The 17,840-nt window shown below is 70.7% G+C and carries 15 protein-coding genes and 1 pseudogene; 5 read left to right on the forward strand and 11 right to left on the reverse strand.

Annotation, left to right across the window (positions count from 1 at the left end; all coding sequences use genetic code 11):
• Window positions 1-593: 593 nt before the first annotated feature.
• A pseudogene (locus CM1CMNOD_RS24525) lies at window positions 594-872 on the forward strand (toll/interleukin-1 receptor domain-containing protein); the annotation flags it as partial.
• A gap of 5 nt (window positions 873-877) precedes the next feature.
• Here the strand turns inward: CM1CMNOD_RS24525 and CM1CMNOD_RS21975 are convergent.
• A complete protein-coding gene (locus CM1CMNOD_RS21975; RefSeq protein ID WP_043604071.1) occupies window positions 878-1,222 on the reverse strand; it encodes a hypothetical protein in 345 nt (114 codons plus the stop codon).
• A 470-nt stretch (window positions 1,223-1,692) separates the two neighbouring features.
• On the opposite strand from CM1CMNOD_RS21975, the gene CM1CMNOD_RS21985 reads away from it, so the two are divergent.
• Complete coding sequence (locus CM1CMNOD_RS21985) at window positions 1,693-2,193, forward strand: tetratricopeptide repeat protein (protein ID WP_043604073.1); 501 nt, start codon at window positions 1,693-1,695, stop codon at window positions 2,191-2,193.
• Between the two features lie 512 nt (window positions 2,194-2,705).
• On the opposite strand, the gene CM1CMNOD_RS18900 is transcribed toward CM1CMNOD_RS21985, so the two are convergent.
• Both CM1CMNOD_RS18900 and hemL read right to left on the reverse strand, forming a co-directional pair.
• On the reverse strand, window positions 2,706-3,461 hold the full coding sequence (locus CM1CMNOD_RS18900) for a histidine phosphatase family protein (protein WP_013875186.1): 756 nt from the start codon (window positions 3,459-3,461) through the stop codon (window positions 2,706-2,708).
• Window positions 3,458-4,816, reverse strand: a complete 1,359-nt coding sequence (gene hemL / locus CM1CMNOD_RS18905) for a glutamate-1-semialdehyde 2,1-aminomutase (protein WP_013875187.1) — start codon at window positions 4,814-4,816, stop codon at window positions 3,458-3,460. The genes CM1CMNOD_RS18900 and hemL overlap by 4 nt, the downstream gene beginning before the upstream one ends.
• A gap of 858 nt (window positions 4,817-5,674) precedes the next feature.
• Here hemL and CM1CMNOD_RS18910 point away from each other — a divergent pair.
• Genes CM1CMNOD_RS18910 through CM1CMNOD_RS18920 form a run of 3 tightly spaced genes read left to right on the forward strand, consistent with a single transcriptional unit; the run spans window position 5,675 to window position 9,293 of the window.
• On the forward strand, window positions 5,675-6,643 hold the full coding sequence (locus tag CM1CMNOD_RS18910) for a PadR family transcriptional regulator (protein WP_013875188.1): 969 nt from the start codon (window positions 5,675-5,677) through the stop codon (window positions 6,641-6,643).
• 20 nt (window positions 6,644-6,663) lie between these two features.
• Window positions 6,664-7,968 (forward strand): ATP-binding cassette domain-containing protein, encoded by a 1,305-nt coding sequence (locus tag CM1CMNOD_RS18915; protein ID WP_013875189.1) that lies wholly within the window; start codon window positions 6,664-6,666, stop codon window positions 7,966-7,968.
• Window positions 7,968-9,293, forward strand: coding sequence for an ABC transporter permease (locus CM1CMNOD_RS18920; RefSeq protein WP_131772864.1), 1,326 nt, complete (start codon window positions 7,968-7,970; stop codon window positions 9,291-9,293). Before CM1CMNOD_RS18915 ends, CM1CMNOD_RS18920 begins: the two co-directional genes overlap by 1 nt.
• A 311-nt stretch (window positions 9,294-9,604) precedes the next feature.
• Here CM1CMNOD_RS18920 and CM1CMNOD_RS18925 read toward each other — a convergent pair whose 3' ends face one another.
• The 8 genes from CM1CMNOD_RS18925 to CM1CMNOD_RS18965 all read right to left on the reverse strand — a co-directional run bounded on the left by CM1CMNOD_RS18925 (window position 9,605) and on the right by CM1CMNOD_RS18965 (window position 17,736).
• Entirely contained in the window at window positions 9,605-9,883 is a 279-nt protein-coding gene (locus CM1CMNOD_RS18925; protein WP_013875191.1) for a hypothetical protein, read from the reverse strand.
• 123 nt (window positions 9,884-10,006) lie between these two features.
• Window positions 10,007-10,387: a hypothetical protein gene (locus tag CM1CMNOD_RS18930; RefSeq protein ID WP_013875192.1), complete on the reverse strand. Its 381-nt coding sequence runs from the start codon at window positions 10,385-10,387 to the stop codon at window positions 10,007-10,009.
• A complete protein-coding gene (locus CM1CMNOD_RS18935) occupies window positions 10,384-10,710 on the reverse strand; it encodes a hypothetical protein (RefSeq protein WP_013875193.1) in 327 nt (108 codons plus the stop codon). Before CM1CMNOD_RS18935 ends, CM1CMNOD_RS18930 begins: the two co-directional genes overlap by 4 nt.
• Window positions 10,711-11,079: 369 nt before the next feature.
• Complete coding sequence (gene hemB, locus CM1CMNOD_RS18940) at window positions 11,080-12,084, reverse strand: porphobilinogen synthase (protein WP_043607201.1); 1,005 nt, start codon at window positions 12,082-12,084, stop codon at window positions 11,080-11,082.
• Between the two features lie 80 nt (window positions 12,085-12,164).
• Entirely contained in the window at window positions 12,165-14,039 is a 1,875-nt protein-coding gene (locus CM1CMNOD_RS18945) for a uroporphyrinogen-III synthase (protein WP_013875196.1), read from the reverse strand.
• An 862-nt stretch (window positions 14,040-14,901) separates the two neighbouring features.
• A complete protein-coding gene (locus tag CM1CMNOD_RS18955) occupies window positions 14,902-16,275 on the reverse strand; it encodes a glutamyl-tRNA reductase (protein WP_013875197.1) in 1,374 nt (457 codons plus the stop codon).
• The gene (locus tag CM1CMNOD_RS18960; RefSeq protein ID WP_013875198.1) at window positions 16,272-17,165 is read right to left on the reverse strand and encodes a redox-sensing transcriptional repressor Rex; all 894 of its coding nucleotides are present in this window, start codon (window positions 17,163-17,165) and stop codon (window positions 16,272-16,274) included. The genes CM1CMNOD_RS18955 and CM1CMNOD_RS18960 overlap by 4 nt, the downstream gene beginning before the upstream one ends.
• A 217-nt stretch (window positions 17,166-17,382) precedes the next feature.
• On the reverse strand, window positions 17,383-17,736 hold the full coding sequence (locus tag CM1CMNOD_RS18965; RefSeq protein ID WP_013875199.1) for a glutaredoxin family protein: 354 nt from the start codon (window positions 17,734-17,736) through the stop codon (window positions 17,383-17,385).
• Window positions 17,737-17,840: the final 104 nt, after the last annotated feature.

Consider the following 17,840-nt stretch of genomic DNA (forward strand, 5'->3'; position numbering starts at 1 on the left):
AGAACAGCCATCCGCATCACAGGACTCCACCGCTGGTAGAGCGCCTGTTATGTCACTGCCCTCCACCGCGGGCAGGCAGCCATCCGCATCACCGCGCTCCACCGTCGGCGGACAGCCGTCCGCATCACAGCCCTCCACAGCAGGCGGAGCGGCACACGCACGGCAGGCCGTGCCGGATGCACAGCCCTTCGACGGGGGCCCTTCACAGGCGGGGAACGACGAGGAAGTACAGAGACGACGGACTGCGGCGGGCTCGACGGTGCCGAGTGCCGCCGGGGCGGCCGTTGGAGAGATGCCTCCGACTCCCACAGCGACTCCCACAGAATCGAACATGTGTACGATTCTACCAGTCGATTCGGACATTTCCACCATCCAGGGCAGGCAGTTCCCGCGGCCCGACGCACCCAGCGCGGGGACGACGGCTGTCGCCCTCGGCACGCCACCCCGATGGCGTGCCGGACAAGGCGGTGAATGTAGCCGGACGCGACTGATCATCCTGTTTCGGGCGTGTTGGGTGGCCGTGGCATGCTGGGTGAGTGACCGACGGGGGCGGTACGGAGAGCAACCCGGACTTCTTCGTGTCGTACACCGATGTGGACCGGTCGTGGGCGGAGTGGATCGCCTGGACGCTGGAGGCCGCCGGCTACCGGGTGGTGATCCAGGCGTGGGATTTCACGGCCGGGGCGGGCTTCGTCGAGGCGATGCACCAGGCGGCGCAGACGGCGCCGCGGACGGTGGCGGTGCTCTCGGCGGCCTATCTGGCCTCGGCGTACGCGACCGCGCAGTGGCAGGCCGCCTGGCAGGCGGATCCGCTCGGCCGGGACCGGAAGCTGCTGGTCTTCCGAGTAGAGGACTGTGATCGCCCCGGGCTGTTCGGTCAGCGCGTGACGGTGGACCTGTTCGGGGCGGACGAGGCCACCGCCGCCGACCGGGTACTGGCCGCGGCCCACTCCGCCCGGGCCAGGCCGGTGGTGAAGCCCGGCTTCCCGGGTTCCCGGCCTGCCACGGCGAGGCCGGGTCCGGGGCTGCCGGCAGCGGTGCCGTTCCCGCCGGATCTGCCAGAGCTGCCGAACCGGTGGCTGATCCCGGGGCGGCTGGCCCGGTTCGTCGGCAGGGAGACGCTACTGGAGCGCCTGCACCAGGAACTGACAGCGGGTAGCGGTCTGTCGGCGATGACCGCGGTGGCGGGGATGGGCGGGATCGGCAAAACAGCGCTGGCCATCGAGTACCTGCACCGCTACGCGGACACGTTCGACCGGGTGGGCTGGGTACCCGCGGAGGACCCCGACCTGCTCGTCAGTTACCTCGCCGACCTGGCCTCGGCGGTGGGCCTGCCCCGGGATGCCGACCCGGCGGCGGTGGTCGCCGCGTGGATGCGCCTCCCGCGGTCACTGCTGGTGTTCGACAATGCCGACGACCCGGCGGTCATCGACGCTCTGCGGCCCGCAGCCGGGCCGGGGCGGCTACTGGTGACCTCCCGACGCACCGGCTGGCGGCACCTCGGTGAGGTGCTGGACATCCCGCTGCCGCCCCGCGCGGAGGCGGTGGCGATGCTCACCGGCCGCTTTCCCGACCTGGACCGACGGTCGCGGACCGGATCTGCGAACTGCTGGGAGATCTGCTGCTGGTGGTGGGACAGGCCGCCGGCTACCTCGACCAGACCAGCATCCCCCAGCCGAGTATGCGGATCTGTTGGCCGGCCAGTTGGAGGACATGCTCGTCCGTGGGTCGGTACTCGACCCGGTGATGCGGGCGGAACCCATGGTCGCCACCCTGTGGGAACTGTCAACGAATCGGCTGCGAGCACAGCAGCCGGCGGCGGTGGCCCTGCTGGAACTGGCGGCGTTCTGCGCCCCCGAGGCGATCCCACCGGAGTGGTTCACCGCCACCCCGGACACTCTCGCCGCCGGGCCGTTACGAGATGCCGCCGCCGACCGGTTGAGGTGGGCGGAGACGGTAGGGGCGCTGGTCAGCTACCATCTGGCCGGGCTGTACAACGGCGCCGCCGGCTACCTTCTCGAGCACGGCCAGCCCGGGCCGGCTATCGACCTGCTCCAGCGTGCCTTGACCCTCGACGAGCGCCTCCTCGGTCCGGATCATCCCGACACCCTGGCCTCCCGGAGCAACCTCGCTCTCGCTATGGGTCGGCAGGGCGGGTGGCAGAGGCCGTCAGCCTGCACGAGCAGACGCTAACCGACCTGCTGCGGCTGCTCGGCTCGGATCATCCCCATGTGGCTGTGATCAGAGGAAATCTTGCCGCTGCCAGGAATGCCGTGAAGGCAGACGCGGACGCCTCATAACGCGCGGGATACCCGCAAGTTGTGCGGTGCTCGCGACCGTGCGCGTTCTGGGGAACGGGTAGTTCGTCATACGTGGTGGCCCGCTCGATGAGGTGAACGTGCGGACGGCCATCTGATCGTGTCCACGGACATGATAAAGATCACGGACGCCGATAACGGGATGGTGTTCCGCAGCGCGTCCGCGCGTGCCGTGTCCACGCGTGCGGGTCGCTGCTCGAGAACACGCTGATGCCGTCGAATCCTCTCGAATCTGTCGGATCCGGTATCCGAAAGCCCGGATCGGCTGCACCGATCCGACGGACACCCGCGTCCGCCGAAAACCCGGGGCAGCTCAGGGGCCCCGCGCGCAGAGACACAGAACAGGTCGTCCTCGGCCCGGTTGGGTGCCGCCTTCGGCTGACCGGGTCAGGCGCCGACGGAGCCGGGCTGGTTTGTGGTGGGGCCGTTGGGTTCGGCGTAGTCGATGCGGAGCAGGCGGTCCGCCGTGTAGACGGCTGAGGTGACGCTGGCGAGCGCGCACTGGCGGCGGTCCGGGCGGTGCCAGAGCTTCTGGCCCTCCAGCGCGCGCCGGGCCGTCCACACCGGCAACTGGTGGCTGACGAGCACCACCTCGCGGCCGGGGAAGGCGTCCCGCCACTCGGCCACGGCGGCGAGCATGCGTCCGGCGATCTCGGTGTAGGGCTCACCCCAGGACGGCCGGAACGGGTTGATCAGTACCCACCACATCCGCGGGTGGCGAAGCAGGGCCGGGCCGGCCTCGAACGGCTTGCCCTCGAAGACGTTGCGGCTCTCGATCAGACGGGGGTCGACGTCCACGTCGATGCCGAGGGCCTGCGCGATGGGGGCGGCGGTCTGTCGGGCCCGTTCGAGCGGGCTCGCCACGACCGCGGCGATGTCGCGCCCGGCCAGGAACTCCGCGGTGACCTTTGCCTGCCGCTGCCCCGTCTCGGACAGGACGAACCCGGGCAGCCGGCCGTAGAGGACCTTCTCCGGGTTGAACACCTCCCCGTGGCGCACCAGGTGGACGGTGGTCGGCACGTACGTCGAGGATGACCGCGGCACGGGCGGCCGCGACGAGGGATGTCCCGGGGAGGACGGTTCCGGCGCTGGGGACGGGTGCCCATCGACGGGGTCGGGCGCGCCGGGCCGTGCGGATGTCATGGACGCTTCCCTCCAGCGCTCGTGGCCGGGACCGGTTCGGGTACGCCGGCGGCGGCCCGGGCCGCCACCGGCGCGGCGGCCGCGATCCGCTCGACGACCTCGTCATCGTGCGCCGCCGAGACGAACCACGCCTCGTAGGCGGATGGTGGCAGGTACACCCCGGCGTCCAGCATGGCGTGGAAGAACGCAGCGTACCGGGCGCTGGACTGCGTCCGCGCTCCAGCGTAGTCGACCACCGACGGCGCGTCGGTGAAGAAGAAGCTGAACAGCGAACCCGCGCTGCTGGGCAGGTGCAGCACGCCCTGCTCGGTCAGCGCTGTCGAAATGATGCTGGCGACGTCGCCGGCGCGGGCGTCCACCGTGGCGTACACCTCGGACGTACAGGCACGCAGGGTGGCCAGGCCGGCGGCGACCGCCAGCGGGTTACCCGAGAGTGTCCCGGCCTGGTAGACCGGGCCGGCGGGCGCGAGATGGGTCATCACCTCGGCGCGCCCGCCGAAGGCCGCCGCCGGCAGCCCGCCGCCCATCACCTTGCCGAAGGTGAACAGGTCCGGGGCCCATCCCTCGATGGCGCCCTCCACCCCCCACCAGCCGGCTGGGCCGATCCGGAAACCGGTCATGACCTCGTCCAGGATGAGCAGGGCACCGTGGACGTCGCACAGCCGCCGCAACCCGGCGTTGAAACCCGGCAGCGGGGGGACGACGCCCATGTTCGCCGCGGCGGCCTCGGTGATGACGGCGGCGATCTGCCCGGGATGTTCGGCGAAGGCCTCGTCCACGGCGGTCAGGTCGTTGTAGGGCAGGACGATCGTGTCCGCCGCGGTCGCCGCGGTCACCCCCGGTGTGTCCGGCAGGCCGAGGGTGGCCACCCCTGAGCCGGCGGCGGCGAGCAGCGCGTCGACGTGACCGTGGTAGCAGCCGGCGAATTTTATGATTTTCGACCGTCCGGTGACGCCGCGGGCGAGTCGCAGCGCGCTCATGGTGGCCTCGGTCCCGGAGTTGACCAGCCGGACCTGCTCGATCGGCCCCACCCGGGAGACGATCTCTTCGGCCAGCTCGACCTCGCCCGGGCTCGGCGTACCGTAGCTCGTGCCCCGCGACACGGCCGCCCGCAGCGCCTCGACCACCGCCGGGTGGGCGTGCCCCAGGATCATCGGGCCCCAGGAGCAGACCAGGTCGACGTATCGGCGACCGTCCGCGTCTGTGAGGTAGGCGCCGTCCCCGGACACCATGAACCGTGGTGTGCCGCCGACCGCCCGGAACGCCCGGACCGGTGAGTTCACCCCACCGGGGATGATCCGCTGAGCTCGACGGAACAACTCCTCGGAGGCAGCGGCCTCGGACACGACTGACATGCCACCGATCCTCGCAGGTCGGCGCCGCCCCTTGCTGGCCCTGGCCCCATCCCGGTTCCGCCATCGGGGACAACCCGTGGCCGGTCGCCGGGGATTCGGGCCGGCACGGGACGGGATGCCAGCCGGCTTCGGGGCCGCCGGTGGGTGGGGGATGACCCAGCCGCCCACCGGCGGCGGTCCGTGACGCGGCACGCCCACCGGCCGCGCACCTTGCGCCAGCAGGCCCGCGTGTCCGCGCTGGCAAGTGACCAGGAGGGCTGGATGCCGGTTCCACACCGGCGAGTGGCCAGCGGGCCGGTGCGGACGCACCGGTGGATGTCCAGCAGGCCGTCGGCGCGGGGCGCGCCGCCGAGGGTCAGCGACCAAATGGTCAGTGGCAGGACGGTCAGAGGCCAAATGGTCAGGGGTCGGGCGGGTCAGATGCCGGCGCGGGTGCGCCGCCGAGCCCACCCGCGCCGGAGGTGTCACGACGCACCTCCGAGCATGACGCAGCAGGTCGCGCGGCGCTCGTCGAGCGTCCGGCCCGGGGCATTCACGGTGGTCGGACCACCGACGTCTCCATCCGCCGAATCCGTCCGCCGGACCCGTCACCGAATCCGATGCGGGCCGACCGGAATATCCAGGATATTCGCGCGGCGCCGGGCAGGAATTCCGCCATATCCTGGTTCCGTCACCTCCTGATTCCGTCATGTCCCGTGAACATCTCGTGAATCAGGACGCCACTGTCAGCCCAGCCGGCCGCCCGGCCGGATTGACAGGCCGGCTTTTGCGACCGGACACTCGCAGTCGAGTAATCGGGAGCGGAGAACAGCACGGACGGAGAACGGTACGGACATGGCTCGTCGACGGATGGCAAACATGCTGGCTCTCGCCGTACTCGGACTTCTCAACGAACGGCCCATGCACCCGTACGAGATGTCGACGACCATGCGCGAGCGGCACAAGGAAGACAGCATCAAACTGACGTACGGTTCGCTCTACACGGTCGTGGACGCGCTGGCCCACAACGGTTACATTACCGCCCGCGAAACCGTCCGTGACGGTCGACGGCCGGAACGGACGGTCTACGAGATCACGCCAGCCGGCCGGACCGAACTCTACGACTGGATGTCCGAACTGGTCAGTACGCCGACAAAGGAGTATCTCCGCTTCGAGGCGGCGCTTTCCATGCTGGCGGTGCTCACTCCGGAGGACACCATAAGGCTGCTCACCGAACGTCGCAACCGACTCCTGCTCCAGATCGAGCACAGCCACGCGGGCGAGGCGCTGGCCGTCCGCAAGGGGCTCCCCCGGCTGTTCACCCTGGAAACCGAGTATTTCAGCGCCCTGACCGAGGCCGAGCTGCGTTACGTGAACGAGCTCATCTCGGAGATCACCAACAGGACGCTGGACGGCATCCACATCTGGGACGCGATCCACACCCGCGGCGAGACCGATCCCGACCGGATACGAGAGGCTGTGATCAAAGCCCTGGAAGGCCAACGACGACGCGACCGCACTCCCTGCGCACCCGACATTCCCGCCGGGACCGGGACTTCCACCGAAACGGGAGCGCCTGCCGAGGCAGAGACACCTGCCGAAACAAAAGCACCTGCCGGGAGCCGGACTCATCCTGTGTCCGGAACTCCCACCGAACCCGTGCCGCTCGCCGAATCCGGGATTCCCCTCGGATCGGCAGAGCCCGTCCAGGAGCTCCGACAGCAGGCCTGGGAGCCGGTCCGGAAAATCTGGGAAATCCGGGAACCGGTCCGGCAGGCTCAACGGAATTCCCCGGACAGTGGTACGACGTCCTGCTCGGACCAGACCGCCAGAAGAAAAGAAGAGTAATGCAGACAAGGGGGGATCTGATGACCTCGCACCCGGTTCCGGGACCTGCCGGGCAGCCGCCCGGCACCACCACGCACCTGCCCAGAACATCCGGAGCGGCCGAGCCGACGACGGCCACGACCACAGCCGCAACAGCGGAGACGACCACGCTGACGACGCAGCCGGGCGGCACCCGCGGGACGGCCACGGACGCGGCCGTCCCCCGGAACACCGTGCACACCACCGGCCCGGGCAAGCATTTCGCGATTCAGGCGGAAGAGCTGGCGAAAACCTACCGCGGGGGCGTGCGGGCACTGTCCGGCCTGAGTTTCGGCGTCGCACCCGCGACGGTGTTCGGCCTGCTGGGGCCGAACGGCGCCGGAAAATCCACGACAGTGAAGATTCTGACCACGCTGTCACGCCCGGACTCGGGAACGGCCAGCGTGGCCGGGATCGACGTCCTCGCGCATCCCGAGCAGGTCCGGCACCGCATCGGTGTCGTCGCCCAGCGGTCCGGTATCGACCTGGAGGCCACCGGTCGCGAGAACATCGCGCTCGCTGCCCGCCTGCACGGCCTGCCCCGCGCCATGCTGATCGACCGGGTCACCGAGTTGCTCGACCAGTTCGAGCTGACGGCGGCCGCGGACCGGCCGGCGCGCACCTACTCCGGTGGCATGCTGCGCAAGCTCGACGTGGCGGTCGGCCTGGTCCACCGGCCCAGTGTGCTCTTCCTCGACGAGCCCACCACCGGCCTGGACCCGCAGGCACGTGCCCAGATGTGGGACGAGATCGGTTCGCTCGCGGCGGGCGGTCTGACGATCCTGCTCACCACGCACTACCTCGAGGAGGCGGACCGGCTCGCCTCCCTCGTGGCGATCATCGACGGCGGGCGCATCCTCGTCCAGGGCAGCCCTGACGCGCTCAAGAGCGAGCTGAAAGGTGACGCCGTCCACCTTGAGCTCGCCGCCGTCCCGACCCCCACGGTCGTGGACACGGTGACCGCGGCCCTCGACCAGGTCCCGGGTGTCACCGAGACCACGGTGAACGGCCGGGAGGTACACGCCCGGGTCACCCACGGCGCTTCGTCGCTGCCTGCCGTTTTCGCGGCTCTCGACCGGGTGGGGGTCGCGGTGATCGCGGCAACGATCGCCCGGCCGTCCCTGGATGACGTCTACCTGCGTCACGTGGGCCGCCGGTTCACCGCCGACGCGGGGTCCGGAGCGGATACCGGCCCCGTCCCGGGCATCGCCCAGGACAGCGGGGCCCAGGGCGACAAGACCCAGGACGACAGGGCCCAGGGCGGGGCTGCTCAGCCCAACGCTGTTCCGGACAAGGGGGTGGCCTGATGGCAGGCCTCACTGACACCGGCACGACCACCGACACCACCGTCGACGCCGACACCACCGTCGACGCCGACACGACCAGCGGCGCCGGGGCGACCAGCGATACCGGGACGGCCGGCGGCACGGACGCCGGGACGGCCGGTAACACGGACAGCGGGCCCGGCGGTGAGGCTGGCATCCCTGCCCGCGCCAGTATCACCGACAGCGGTAGCGCTGGCGCTGCTGTTACAACCGATGCCAGGACGGACACGGACGGCGATACTGATGCTGCCGGTACCACTGCTACCGGTAGTGGCGACCCTGGCTCCAAAGCCGGTGCTCAGGTCAGCTCTGGCAGCGGGACCGGTAATGGGAACGGCGTCCCGACCGGTCCTGGCACCGCGATCGTCACCCCGACCGGTGTCACCAGGAACGGCATCCCGACCAGCTCCGAGGCCACGATCGGCGCCCCGGCCGGTGCAACCGCACGGGCCCGTGTTCCGGCCGTCCCGGTTGACGTCACGGGAATCCCGGCGCCACGGCCGTTGCCGGCTGCCGAGCGGAGCGGGTTCACCGCCTCGGCCGCCAGCCAGCTGCGCTGGCTGACCGTTCGCCACCTGCGCGCGATGCTGCGCCAGCCCGCCTACCTGGCGATCACGATCGTGCAGGCGGTGGTGTGGCTGCCCCTGTTCGGCTCGTTGTTCCGCCGGGTCGTGGATGTTCCCGGCTTTGGCGGGGGCTCCTATGTCGACTTTCTCACGCCCGGTGTGGTGGTGATGAGCGCGCTGTTCGCGGCGGGCTGGTCCGGGATGAACGTCATCATCGAGATCGACCGTGGCGTGACAGACCGGATGCTGACGTCCCCGGTCCGGCGCGGCGCCCTGATCGGCAGCAGGATCATCTTCCAGGTGCTGATGACCATCATCCAGTCGGCGATCATCATGTTGCTCGGCTGGGCGATCGGAGCCCGCTACCACAACGGGCTGGTGGGCCCGGTCGTCCTGCTCGTCGGTGCCGCGCTGATCGCGGTCATCGTGGCGTCCCTGTCCTACGGGCTCGCTCTGATCGTGCGCAGGGAGGAGGTGCTGATCGCGGCGGTGAACTTCTGCGTCCTGCCGCTGACGTTCCTGTCATCCGCGATCATGGCAAAAGAGCTCATGCCGGACTGGATGCGGATTGTCGCCTGGTTCAACCCGGTGGACTGGGCGGTGACCGCCGTCCGCGAGGCCGGGTCGGTCGATCCGAACTGGCTGTCGGTCAGCCTCTACCTGTTCGGCCTCACCGCGCTGGCGGCGCTGGCGGGAAAGTTCGCGACCCGCGCCTTCGGCATCTACCACCGCTCCCTGTAGCCGCTCCCGGTAACCATTCCCGGTAGCCACTCCCGGTAGACCGTGAAATCCTCGTAGAACCATAAAACCGAGGGGCCGGACGGTCGCCACGACAGCAGCCATTTTTCGCACTCGGCCTCCTGATCAAAACAGGACGGGTGGTCACCCGTCCGGCGTTCCGGCGTCACTTCCCGCCGAGGACGGCTGTCTTCCCGCACTCGGGTTTCAGGAGCCGGATCTCGGTAAAGCATCATCCGGTATACGGCGAGCGCACTCGCCGCATACCGCGAATGTGCCGCATACCGCGAATGTATGGTCAGGCACCCGGCCGCTCAGGCCTCCTGGAGGGCGACGCCCAGGTTGCGCAGGCCCTGTCGGTGGCTGCGGTAGGCGATCGTGTGCCCGCCGGCCACGACGGCCGCGACCGGCCACTCGATGATCCCGAGCAGGCCGAGCGCCGCCAGGCCCGCGAAGTAGCCGAGCTGCTCGGACGGCAGCAGCTCGTAACGCCGACCGTCGAGGTCAATAGTGACGACACCACGCCGGATGGCGCGTTCGGCCACTTCCTGGAAATTTCCCGCCTTCTCGGCCGATATCGGTGTCAGAACCATGTCTGCCTCCCTGCTCTGCCGCTCCGTCCAACCAGTCTTTCCGCACCGCTCCCTACTGGTTCCATACTGCCCAGAAAGACACCGGACAGGCGGCCCGGCAGCGATGAACAGGCAGCGGGATGGTCAAACGGGGTGAATGTCGACCTTCGTGTCGTGTGCTTCGGACAGCGCACGAAGGTCTGACGCGTCGCTGGTCAGGATCGAACGGTCCGTCAAGGCCGCGTTCAGCACGACCGTGGCGTCGACGATGTCGCTGGTCCCCGCCCGGGCCAGCAGTTTGCCGACGGCCCGCGCTGTTTCCTCGGCCAGCGGCTCGATGTCACAGCCCTTCAGCAGACGGGACAGGTTTGGTTGCGGCCCGCCCCGCCAGACCTGCGCCAATACAGGTGCCGGAACAACTGGTCGGACGTCATGCTCCAGCGCCTCGGCGTGCATGGCCCACACTTTGTGGTCCGCCTGCTCGGCGGCGATGAGCGCCCCCGCGTCATAGAGCAGGCCCTTCATTCGATCACTCCGAGGTCACGCAGGACGCGGCGGGCGTTCTCGCGCGCTTCCTCGGGGATGGGGCCGTGTTCGGCCTCGTACTCGCGGACGGCCGCGAGGCCCTCCTGGATGCCGATGTGGTGGTCGATCAGGCGGGAGATCCAGGCCGACAGACTGATGCCCTCGGTCGCGGCCGCCGCCCGCGCGGCGGTGAGGACACGTTCGTCCAGGGAGACGGACACCTTTGCGACGGCCATGCCGTCACCATAGTCGATCTGTTCGTACCATCGGTACGAACACGCGACCGGGATCTCTCCGACCGGCCGCTCCATGAGCAGAGTCACCGCGCACCTTCCTGCATACTTCGACCCTCCATACCTCGACGGATCTTGCTGTAAAGCAAGAGTACCGTCCGAGGCGGGCAGATCGGCACGTACCGCACGCTAGAGACCACATACCGAGACCACGGAATCGTCAGGACGCCGGCCAGTGGGTTCGGGTTTCATGATTGTTGTGACCTGGATGCTGTCCCAACAGCACCAGAATCACAACGATCACAGTGGTAATCACGATGTTGCCAAGAGCCGACGGTTGGCAGAGATGCCGGTGGGGGTATGCGGCCAGCGCGGTGAGGCAGCGTGGCAGAAGCAGCCGGCGACACGGAAGCAACGCGGGGCCGGCGAAGCGGCGAGGATAAACGCGGGCGGTGTGAGTCAGCGCAGGCGGTGGGCCGCTTCCGTTGCCCAGTAGGTCAGGATGATGTCCGCGCCCGCCCGGCGGACGGCGATGAGCGTCTCGGTGATGGCGCGCTCGCGGTCGATCCAGCCGCTGGCCGCCGCCGCCTCCACCATCGCGTACTCGCCGGAGACCTGGTAGGCGGCGACCGGCACGTCCACGGCGTCGGCGACCGCCCGCAGCACGTCGAGGTAGGCCAGCGCCGGCTTCACCATCACGGCGTCGGCGCCCTCGACGAGGTCGAGGGCGACCTCACGCAGGGCCTCGCCGACGGAACGGGCCGGATCCTGCTGGTAGCCGGCGCGGTCGCCGAAGCTCGGCGCGCACTCGGCCGCGTCCCGGAACGGGCCGTAGAACGCCGACGCATACTTCGCCGAGTAGGCAAGGACCGGGACGTGGGAGAAGCCGCCGCCGTCGAGTGCCGCCCGGATCGCGCCGACCTGCCCGTCCATCATCCCGCTCGGAGCCACCACGTGGGCGCCGGCGCGGGCCTGCGCCAGGGCGATCGACGCGTAGCGGGCCAGGGTGGCGTCGTTGTCGACCTCGCCGTCCTCGGTCAGCAGGCCGCAGTGGCCGTGGTCGGTGTACTCGTCCAGGCAGAGATCCGTCATGATCACCATGTCGTTGCCGATCTCGGTGACCAGGTCGGCCAAGGCGAGCTGCACGATGCCGGACGGGTCGTCCGCGGCCGAGCCGCGCCCGTCCTTGCGCGCGGGCACGCCGAAGAGAATCAGGCCGCCGACGCCGGCGCGGGCCGCCTCCACCGCGGCCTTGCGCAACGACTCCCGGGCGTGCTGGACGACCCCAGGCATCGAGGCGATCGGCGCGGGGGCGTCAATGCCCTCCTTGACGAACAGCGGCAACACAAGATCCGCAGGATGCAGCCGGACGTCGGCCACCAGCCGGCGCAACGGTGCCCCGCGGCGCAGTCGACGGGGCCGGGCCAGCGGGAATCCCGCGCCCCCACCGGGGGCGGCGCTCAGGGCGCCGGCCCCGGGTGACGGCGCAGGCGAGGCAGTTGGCCCCGTTGTGCCCGCACCGGCGGTGACGCCCGGCGGCACGCTCACCGCCGAGAACCGCGCCGAGGCTTGGGCAGCCGGGCCGCGAGCGGGCCGACCTTGCCCAGTTCCTCCCGGTGCTCGGCGGCGAAGTCGGCCAGCGCCTGCACCAGCGACGGGATCGACGCCTCGGTCGCCTGGACGTCGACCCGCAGGCCCAGCTCGGCCGCGGTGGCCGCGGTCTGCGGGCCGATCACCGCGATCACCGTGGTCTCGTGCGGCTTGCCGGCGATCCCGACCAGGTTGCGCACGGTCGAGGAGGAGGTGAACACCACCGCGTCCACCCGGCCGCCCTTGAGCGCCTCCCGGATCGGGGCTGGCGGCGGCGCGGCCCGTACCGTGCGGTACGCGGTGACGTCGTCGACGTTCCAGCCGCGGTCCTTCAGGCCGGCCACCAGGGTCTCGGTGGCGATGTCGGCCCGGGGCAGCAGCACCCGGTCGAGCGGGTCGAACACGTCGTCGTAGTCGGGCCAGTCGGCGAGCAGGCCCTCGCTGGACTGCTGGCCGGAGGGGACGAGGTCGGGGCGGATGCCGAAGGCGCGCAGGGCGTCCGCGGTCGCCTCGCCGATCGCGGCCACCTTGACGCCGGCGAACGCCCGCGCGTCCAGGCTGCGCTCCTCGACCTTCTCCTGGACGGCCCGGACCGCGTTGACCGAGGTGAAGGCCACCCACTGGTAGCGTCCGGACACCAGACCGGTGATGGCGCGTTCCATGGGAGCGGCCGTCCGCGGCGGCTCCACCGCGATCGTGGGCACCTCCAGCGGGCTCGCGCCGTGCGAGCGCAGCAGATCCGACAGGATCGCCGCCTGCTCCTTCGTCCGGGGCACCAGCACCGTCCAGCCGAACAGCGCGCGCGACTCCCACCAGGACAGCTTGTTACGACCTGTGACCGCGGCCCCGATGGAGATCACCACGGAGGGGGCGTTCCCGACGACGGGCGCGGCGTCGGCCTCGATCCGGTCCAGGGTGGAGGCGACCGTGCGCTGGTCGGTGGTGGTGCCGTCCACCGTCACCGACACGGGGGTGTCACCGGCCCGGCCGTGCTCGACCAGCGCCGCCGCGACCTTGCCGACCTCGTTGGAGACCGCCGTCACCACGAGGGTGCCCGGTGCCTGGGCGAGCGCCGCCCAGTCGAGGTCCGAGCCGGAGCCGGCGGCGTCCAGGCTCCCGCTCCCGGCGAGGCCGCCGAGTCCCAGCGAGGAGCCCAGCGGCGAGGCCGCAAGCCCCGCGCCGAGCCCGGATCCGCCCAGTCCGGACCCGCCGAGCCCTGGGCCGCCCAGCCCAGGACCACCGAGACCGGAGCCGGAGCTGCCGAGGCTGGATAGGCCGCGCCCGCCGAGGCGGCCCGCCCCGAAGGACGGGGAGCCCAGCCCCGTGGTGGGCGTGTCCGCCGCGGGGGCCACGGTGGGCCGCATCCCGCTGGCGGAGAAGACCCCCTGGGTGCTCGCGAAGGTGACCGGCAGGCCGGTGGAGATCCCGGAATAGGTGGCGACTGCCGCGCCGGTCGGAATCCCCGGCACGACCCGGAAAGGAATCTTCGCCTTGGCCAGTGCCTGCGCGTCGGCGGTGCCGATTCCGGTCAGCCACGGATCCGAGGAGTACAGCCGTACGACCCGCTCACCGGCACGGGCCCGGGCGACGACGGCGGTGGTCGCCGCGGTCGCGTCCAGGATTGGTTTTGCCACGTCGGTATCGCCGATCCGTAGCACCTCGCCGGGCAGCCTGGCGACAATCTCCGGGGCGACGTCCGGATCGACGATTATCGAATCGGCCCCGGCCAGTGTCTCGGCGGCGAGAACTGTCAGCAAACCGGGGTCGCGCGGGCCTGCTCCAACGAGGGCGACCGGGGTCAGAGGCTTCTTTGTGCGGCGGGTGGCCATGATCAGCGATTTCCCATCAGCGTCTGTGCTCCGGCGGACAACATCTTGTCCGCGAGGCGCTCTCCCAGCGCCTCCGGGTAAGTCGGCGGACCCGGTGATCCCGCGCCGGAGAACATGTTCCCTCTCCGGCAACGCGACCACGGCCCGTGGTCGAATGGCACCGGCGCCCGATGCTTCAGTGGACGCCATCGCGACCTCGGCGAAGGCGCCGACCAGCGCACCACAACCGGCCTCAAGGGCCGTCGGGTAGGCACGCTCGGCAACAACAGCAGTCCGCGATGGTGGACCGTCCAGTACAAACCGTAGCAGCCGGTCGAGAGTTGCCCGTCGTCGGTACAGGCCGCGCGCTCGAACACGGGCTTCGACGCGTCCTGTTCACCTACGTGTTCGACTGCCAGTGCCGCCCTCCTGTCACCTCGCCGGACCTCTACCCGGACCGCGCCACCGGTTGAACGCTCCCGCCCGTGACATCCCGCCCCGCGGAACGGGACAACTCTGGTGCCTGTCGACGGGCTCTGCCGGATCCACGGCCCCGGGCAGCTCGTACATCGCTTCGCGATGCGCCACCGAACCCTGCTCACTGATCCAGCACTCACTGACCCAGTGCCCACTGACCCAGCGCGCCTATCGGCGCAGCCCTTATCCGAGTATCGACGTTACCTCGTATCGGCGGGATATTCAGTCCCGGACCGGGTTTGTGCCGTTGCGTCATCCACCGGGCCGCTGAGCCATCCCCGAGGCCACTGAGTCATCCACCGGGCCACCCGTCGCGTCACCCACTGGGTCATCCGCCGCGCGACTCCCCGCCGAGCCTCGTATTGCGGCCGCCGGACGACGCGCCCGCGCCGGCCACGACCGCCCGCTACGGCGCCTCCGGCAGATCGGGTACCGAGACCACCGCGGGAGCGTCCCGGGGCAGATCGAACAGTTCCCGCAACGCCTCGGCGTAGGAATCACCGCCGGGGGCGGCGGCAAGCTGCTGGACCCGCACCGTCGGCGCGTGCAGGATCTTGTCCGCCACCCGGCGCACCGCCCCCTCGACCACGGCCCAGTCGCGCGCGTCGAGATTGGGCAGCCGGGTGTGCAGCCGCAGGAGCTCCTCCCGGACGACGGCGGCGGCCTGTGCCCGCAGCGCCACCACGGTCGGGGCGACCCGGTGCGCGCGGCGGCGGTCGAGATAGGCGCTGACCTCGGAGGCCACCAGGGTCCGCACCGACTCGACGTCGCTGACCGCCTGCTGGCCCTCAAGGACCGTCCGCAGCGTCTCGAGATCGATGAGGGCGACGCCGGGCAACTCGCGGACGGCCACGTCGACGTCCCGCGGGAGCGCGAGGTCGAGCAGCACCAGCGGCTGGCCGTCGCGGCGGGCCAGCGCGTCGGCCACCACACCCTGGGTCAGGATCAGCCCGGACGCGCCGGTCGAGGAGATCACCAGGTCGGCCCGGCTCAGCTCGTCCGCCAGGTGCGTGAGCGGAATCACCTCGGCGCCGTAGGTGTCGGCGATTCGGCGGGCCCGCGCCGCGGTACGGTTCGCGACGACGAGATCGGTCGCGCCGGCCCGCCGTACGACCGCCGCGGCCAGCGCCCCCACCGCTCCCGCGCCCACGAGCAGGACGCGCCGGCCGGCCAGTGCGCCGTCGGCGGGCGCGTTCCCGGCTGGCATGCTTCCGGGTAAGGGGCCGGGCGCGTCGGCGGGTAGCGGCCCCCACTCGCCCGCGGCCAGCCGTACCCCGACGGAGACGATCGACGCCCCGGCGGTGCCGATCGCGGTTTCGCTGTGCGCCCGCTTGCCGACCCGCAGGGCCGTCTGGAACAGGCCCTCAAGGGTGGCGCCGACGCTCGCCTCGGCCTGGGCCACGCGTAAGGCCGACCGGACCTGCCCGAGGATCTGCGTCTCCCCCACCAGCATCGAGTCGAGCCCGCAGACGACCGAGAAGAGGTGGCCGACGGCCCGTGCCTCGTGGTGGACGTACAGATGCGGGGCAAGATCCGCCAGCTGGGTGCCGGTGATCCGGGTGAGCTGGTCGGAGACGTCGGCGACGCCGCCGTGGAAGGTCTCCACCTCGGCGTAGATCTCGGTGCGGTTACATGTCGAGAGCACCACGCTCTCCGCAACGGATCCGGCCTGCGACAGGTCGTGGAGGACCTTCGGGACGTCGTCGTCCGGCACCGCGGCCTTCTCCAGGGTGGACGTGGGTGCGCTGCGGTGGTTGAGACCGACGACCAGCAGGCTCATGACGCCTCACCCCCGGTCTTGGCGCCGGTCACGGCTCCGGTCACGGCCCCGCTCGTCCCCCCGGTCGTGCCCACCAGTGGGCCGGTGCCCCGCGTCCCCAGCGTCGGCGGCCCGGTGGGCGCACGGGTCACCATGGCCAGCCGGGGGTCGTCGGACTCACCGGAGCGGCCCCCGGCCCGGCGTCCGGGTGAACGCGTGGGTGCGGCCACACCACCCGTGGCCGGCGCCGAACGCTTGCGAGCCTCGTGGAACGACAGGATCTGCAGTTCCACGGCGAGATCAACCTTGCGCACGTCCACTCCCACCGGCACCGACAACGCGATCGGCGCGAAATTGAGGATGCTCGTGATTCCCGCGGAGACAAGGCGGTCACACACTGCCTGCGCGGCCGCGGCCGGCGTGCAGATGACACCTATCGTCACCTGGTTGCGCTCGACAAGTGCTTCCATCTCGTCGAGCGGGCTGACCGCGACGCCGCCGACGGACTCGCCGATCCGGTCGGGATCGACGTCGAGCAGGGCGACCACGCGGAATCCCCGGGACCGGAAACCGGCGTATCCCGCGAGTGCGTGGCCGAGGTTGCCGACCCCGACCAGCACGACCGTGCGGTCCTCGGTCAGCCCGAGTTCGGCGGCGATGCGGCCGAGCAGGAAGTCGACGTCGTAGCCGACGCCGCGCGTCCCGTACGAACCCAGGTAGGACAGGTCCTTGCGAACCTTCGCCGAGGTCATGCCGGCCGCCTTCGCCAGCGTCTCGGACGAGACCGTGCGGACCGCCCGGTCGGCCAGTGAGGTGAGGACCCGCAGGTACAGCGGAAGACGGGCGACCGTCGCCTCGGGCACGGACGAGCGTCCACGGGCAGCGCCGGCCGCCCGCCGAAGCTCAGTCATGTACGGCTCCCGCCCCACTCGAGACGCCCGGCCACCGACGACGCCGGGCGCGCGGCCCCACAGTGCTCCGCGACCGGCTCCGCGGTGGGCGCCACGGTCGGTCTCGCGGTCGAACGACGCCGGTGGACGGCTGTCGGGGCGAGTTTACGACTTCGTGAAGGACTTCACGAAGTTGACATGATCTTGCACGTGGGGACACCGTGAGCTCGACCCGTGATTATTTCCTGGACCACCCCCAGCGGCCGACGGTCAGCGCGCGCCGCAGACGGGCCTCCTCGACCCGCCAGTAGCCGTGTTCCCGCCCGTCGACGAGAACCACCGGGACGCGGTCGCCATAGGCGTCGGCGAGCTCGGCCGAGGTGTCGACGTCGACCTCTGTCCAGCCGGCGCCGGTGTCGGCCGCCACCCGGATCACCGCGGCGCGGGCGTCGGCGCACAGGTGGCAGCCGGCCCGGACCAGCAGGGTGATCTGTCGATCCGCCGCCCGCGCGCCGGCACCAGTGCCGGCGGCAGCCCCGTTCGCGCCGTCAGCGCCACCGCCGGTGCCTCGGCCCGCGGAAACCCTCACCATCGCCGCGACCATCCGTTTCGATCATCAAAAGGCGTCTGAACCGAAAAGATCCCCCACCCGGGCAACAAAGCCGGAAAAGCACTTCGTCCCGGCGCATGATGACG

The sequence above is a fragment of the Protofrankia symbiont of Coriaria myrtifolia genome (assembly GCF_900634755.1).
GTDB classification, from domain to species: Bacteria; Actinomycetota; Actinomycetes; order Frankiales; family Frankiaceae; genus Protofrankia; species Protofrankia coriariae.

Excerpts from the sequence above, each read along its gene's own strand:
- CM1CMNOD_RS21975 (WP_043604071.1), bottom strand. The coding sequence starts at position 1,222 with ATGGCCAGCGCTGTTTTGCCGATCCCGCCCATCCCCGCCACCGCGGTC.
- CM1CMNOD_RS18900 (WP_013875186.1), bottom strand. The coding sequence starts at position 3,461 with ATGACATCCGCACGGCCCGGCGCGCCCGACCCCGTCGATGGGCACCCG.
- hemL (WP_013875187.1), bottom strand. The coding sequence starts at position 4,816 with ATGTCAGTCGTGTCCGAGGCCGCTGCCTCCGAGGAGTTGTTCCGTCGA.
- CM1CMNOD_RS18910 (WP_013875188.1), top strand. The coding sequence starts at position 5,675 with ATGCTGGCTCTCGCCGTACTCGGACTTCTCAACGAACGGCCCATGCAC.
- CM1CMNOD_RS18915 (WP_013875189.1), top strand. The coding sequence starts at position 6,664 with ATGACCTCGCACCCGGTTCCGGGACCTGCCGGGCAGCCGCCCGGCACC.
- CM1CMNOD_RS18920 (WP_131772864.1), top strand. The coding sequence starts at position 7,968 with ATGGCAGGCCTCACTGACACCGGCACGACCACCGACACCACCGTCGAC.
- CM1CMNOD_RS18925 (WP_013875191.1), bottom strand. The coding sequence starts at position 9,883 with ATGGTTCTGACACCGATATCGGCCGAGAAGGCGGGAAATTTCCAGGAA.
- CM1CMNOD_RS18930 (WP_013875192.1), bottom strand. The coding sequence starts at position 10,387 with ATGAAGGGCCTGCTCTATGACGCGGGGGCGCTCATCGCCGCCGAGCAG.
- CM1CMNOD_RS18945 (WP_013875196.1), bottom strand. The coding sequence starts at position 14,039 with ATGGCCACCCGCCGCACAAAGAAGCCTCTGACCCCGGTCGCCCTCGTT.
- CM1CMNOD_RS18955 (WP_013875197.1), bottom strand. The coding sequence starts at position 16,275 with ATGAGCCTGCTGGTCGTCGGTCTCAACCACCGCAGCGCACCCACGTCC.
- CM1CMNOD_RS18960 (WP_013875198.1), bottom strand. The coding sequence starts at position 17,165 with ATGACTGAGCTTCGGCGGGCGGCCGGCGCTGCCCGTGGACGCTCGTCC.
- CM1CMNOD_RS18965 (WP_013875199.1), bottom strand. The coding sequence starts at position 17,736 with ATGGTGAGGGTTTCCGCGGGCCGAGGCACCGGCGGTGGCGCTGACGGC.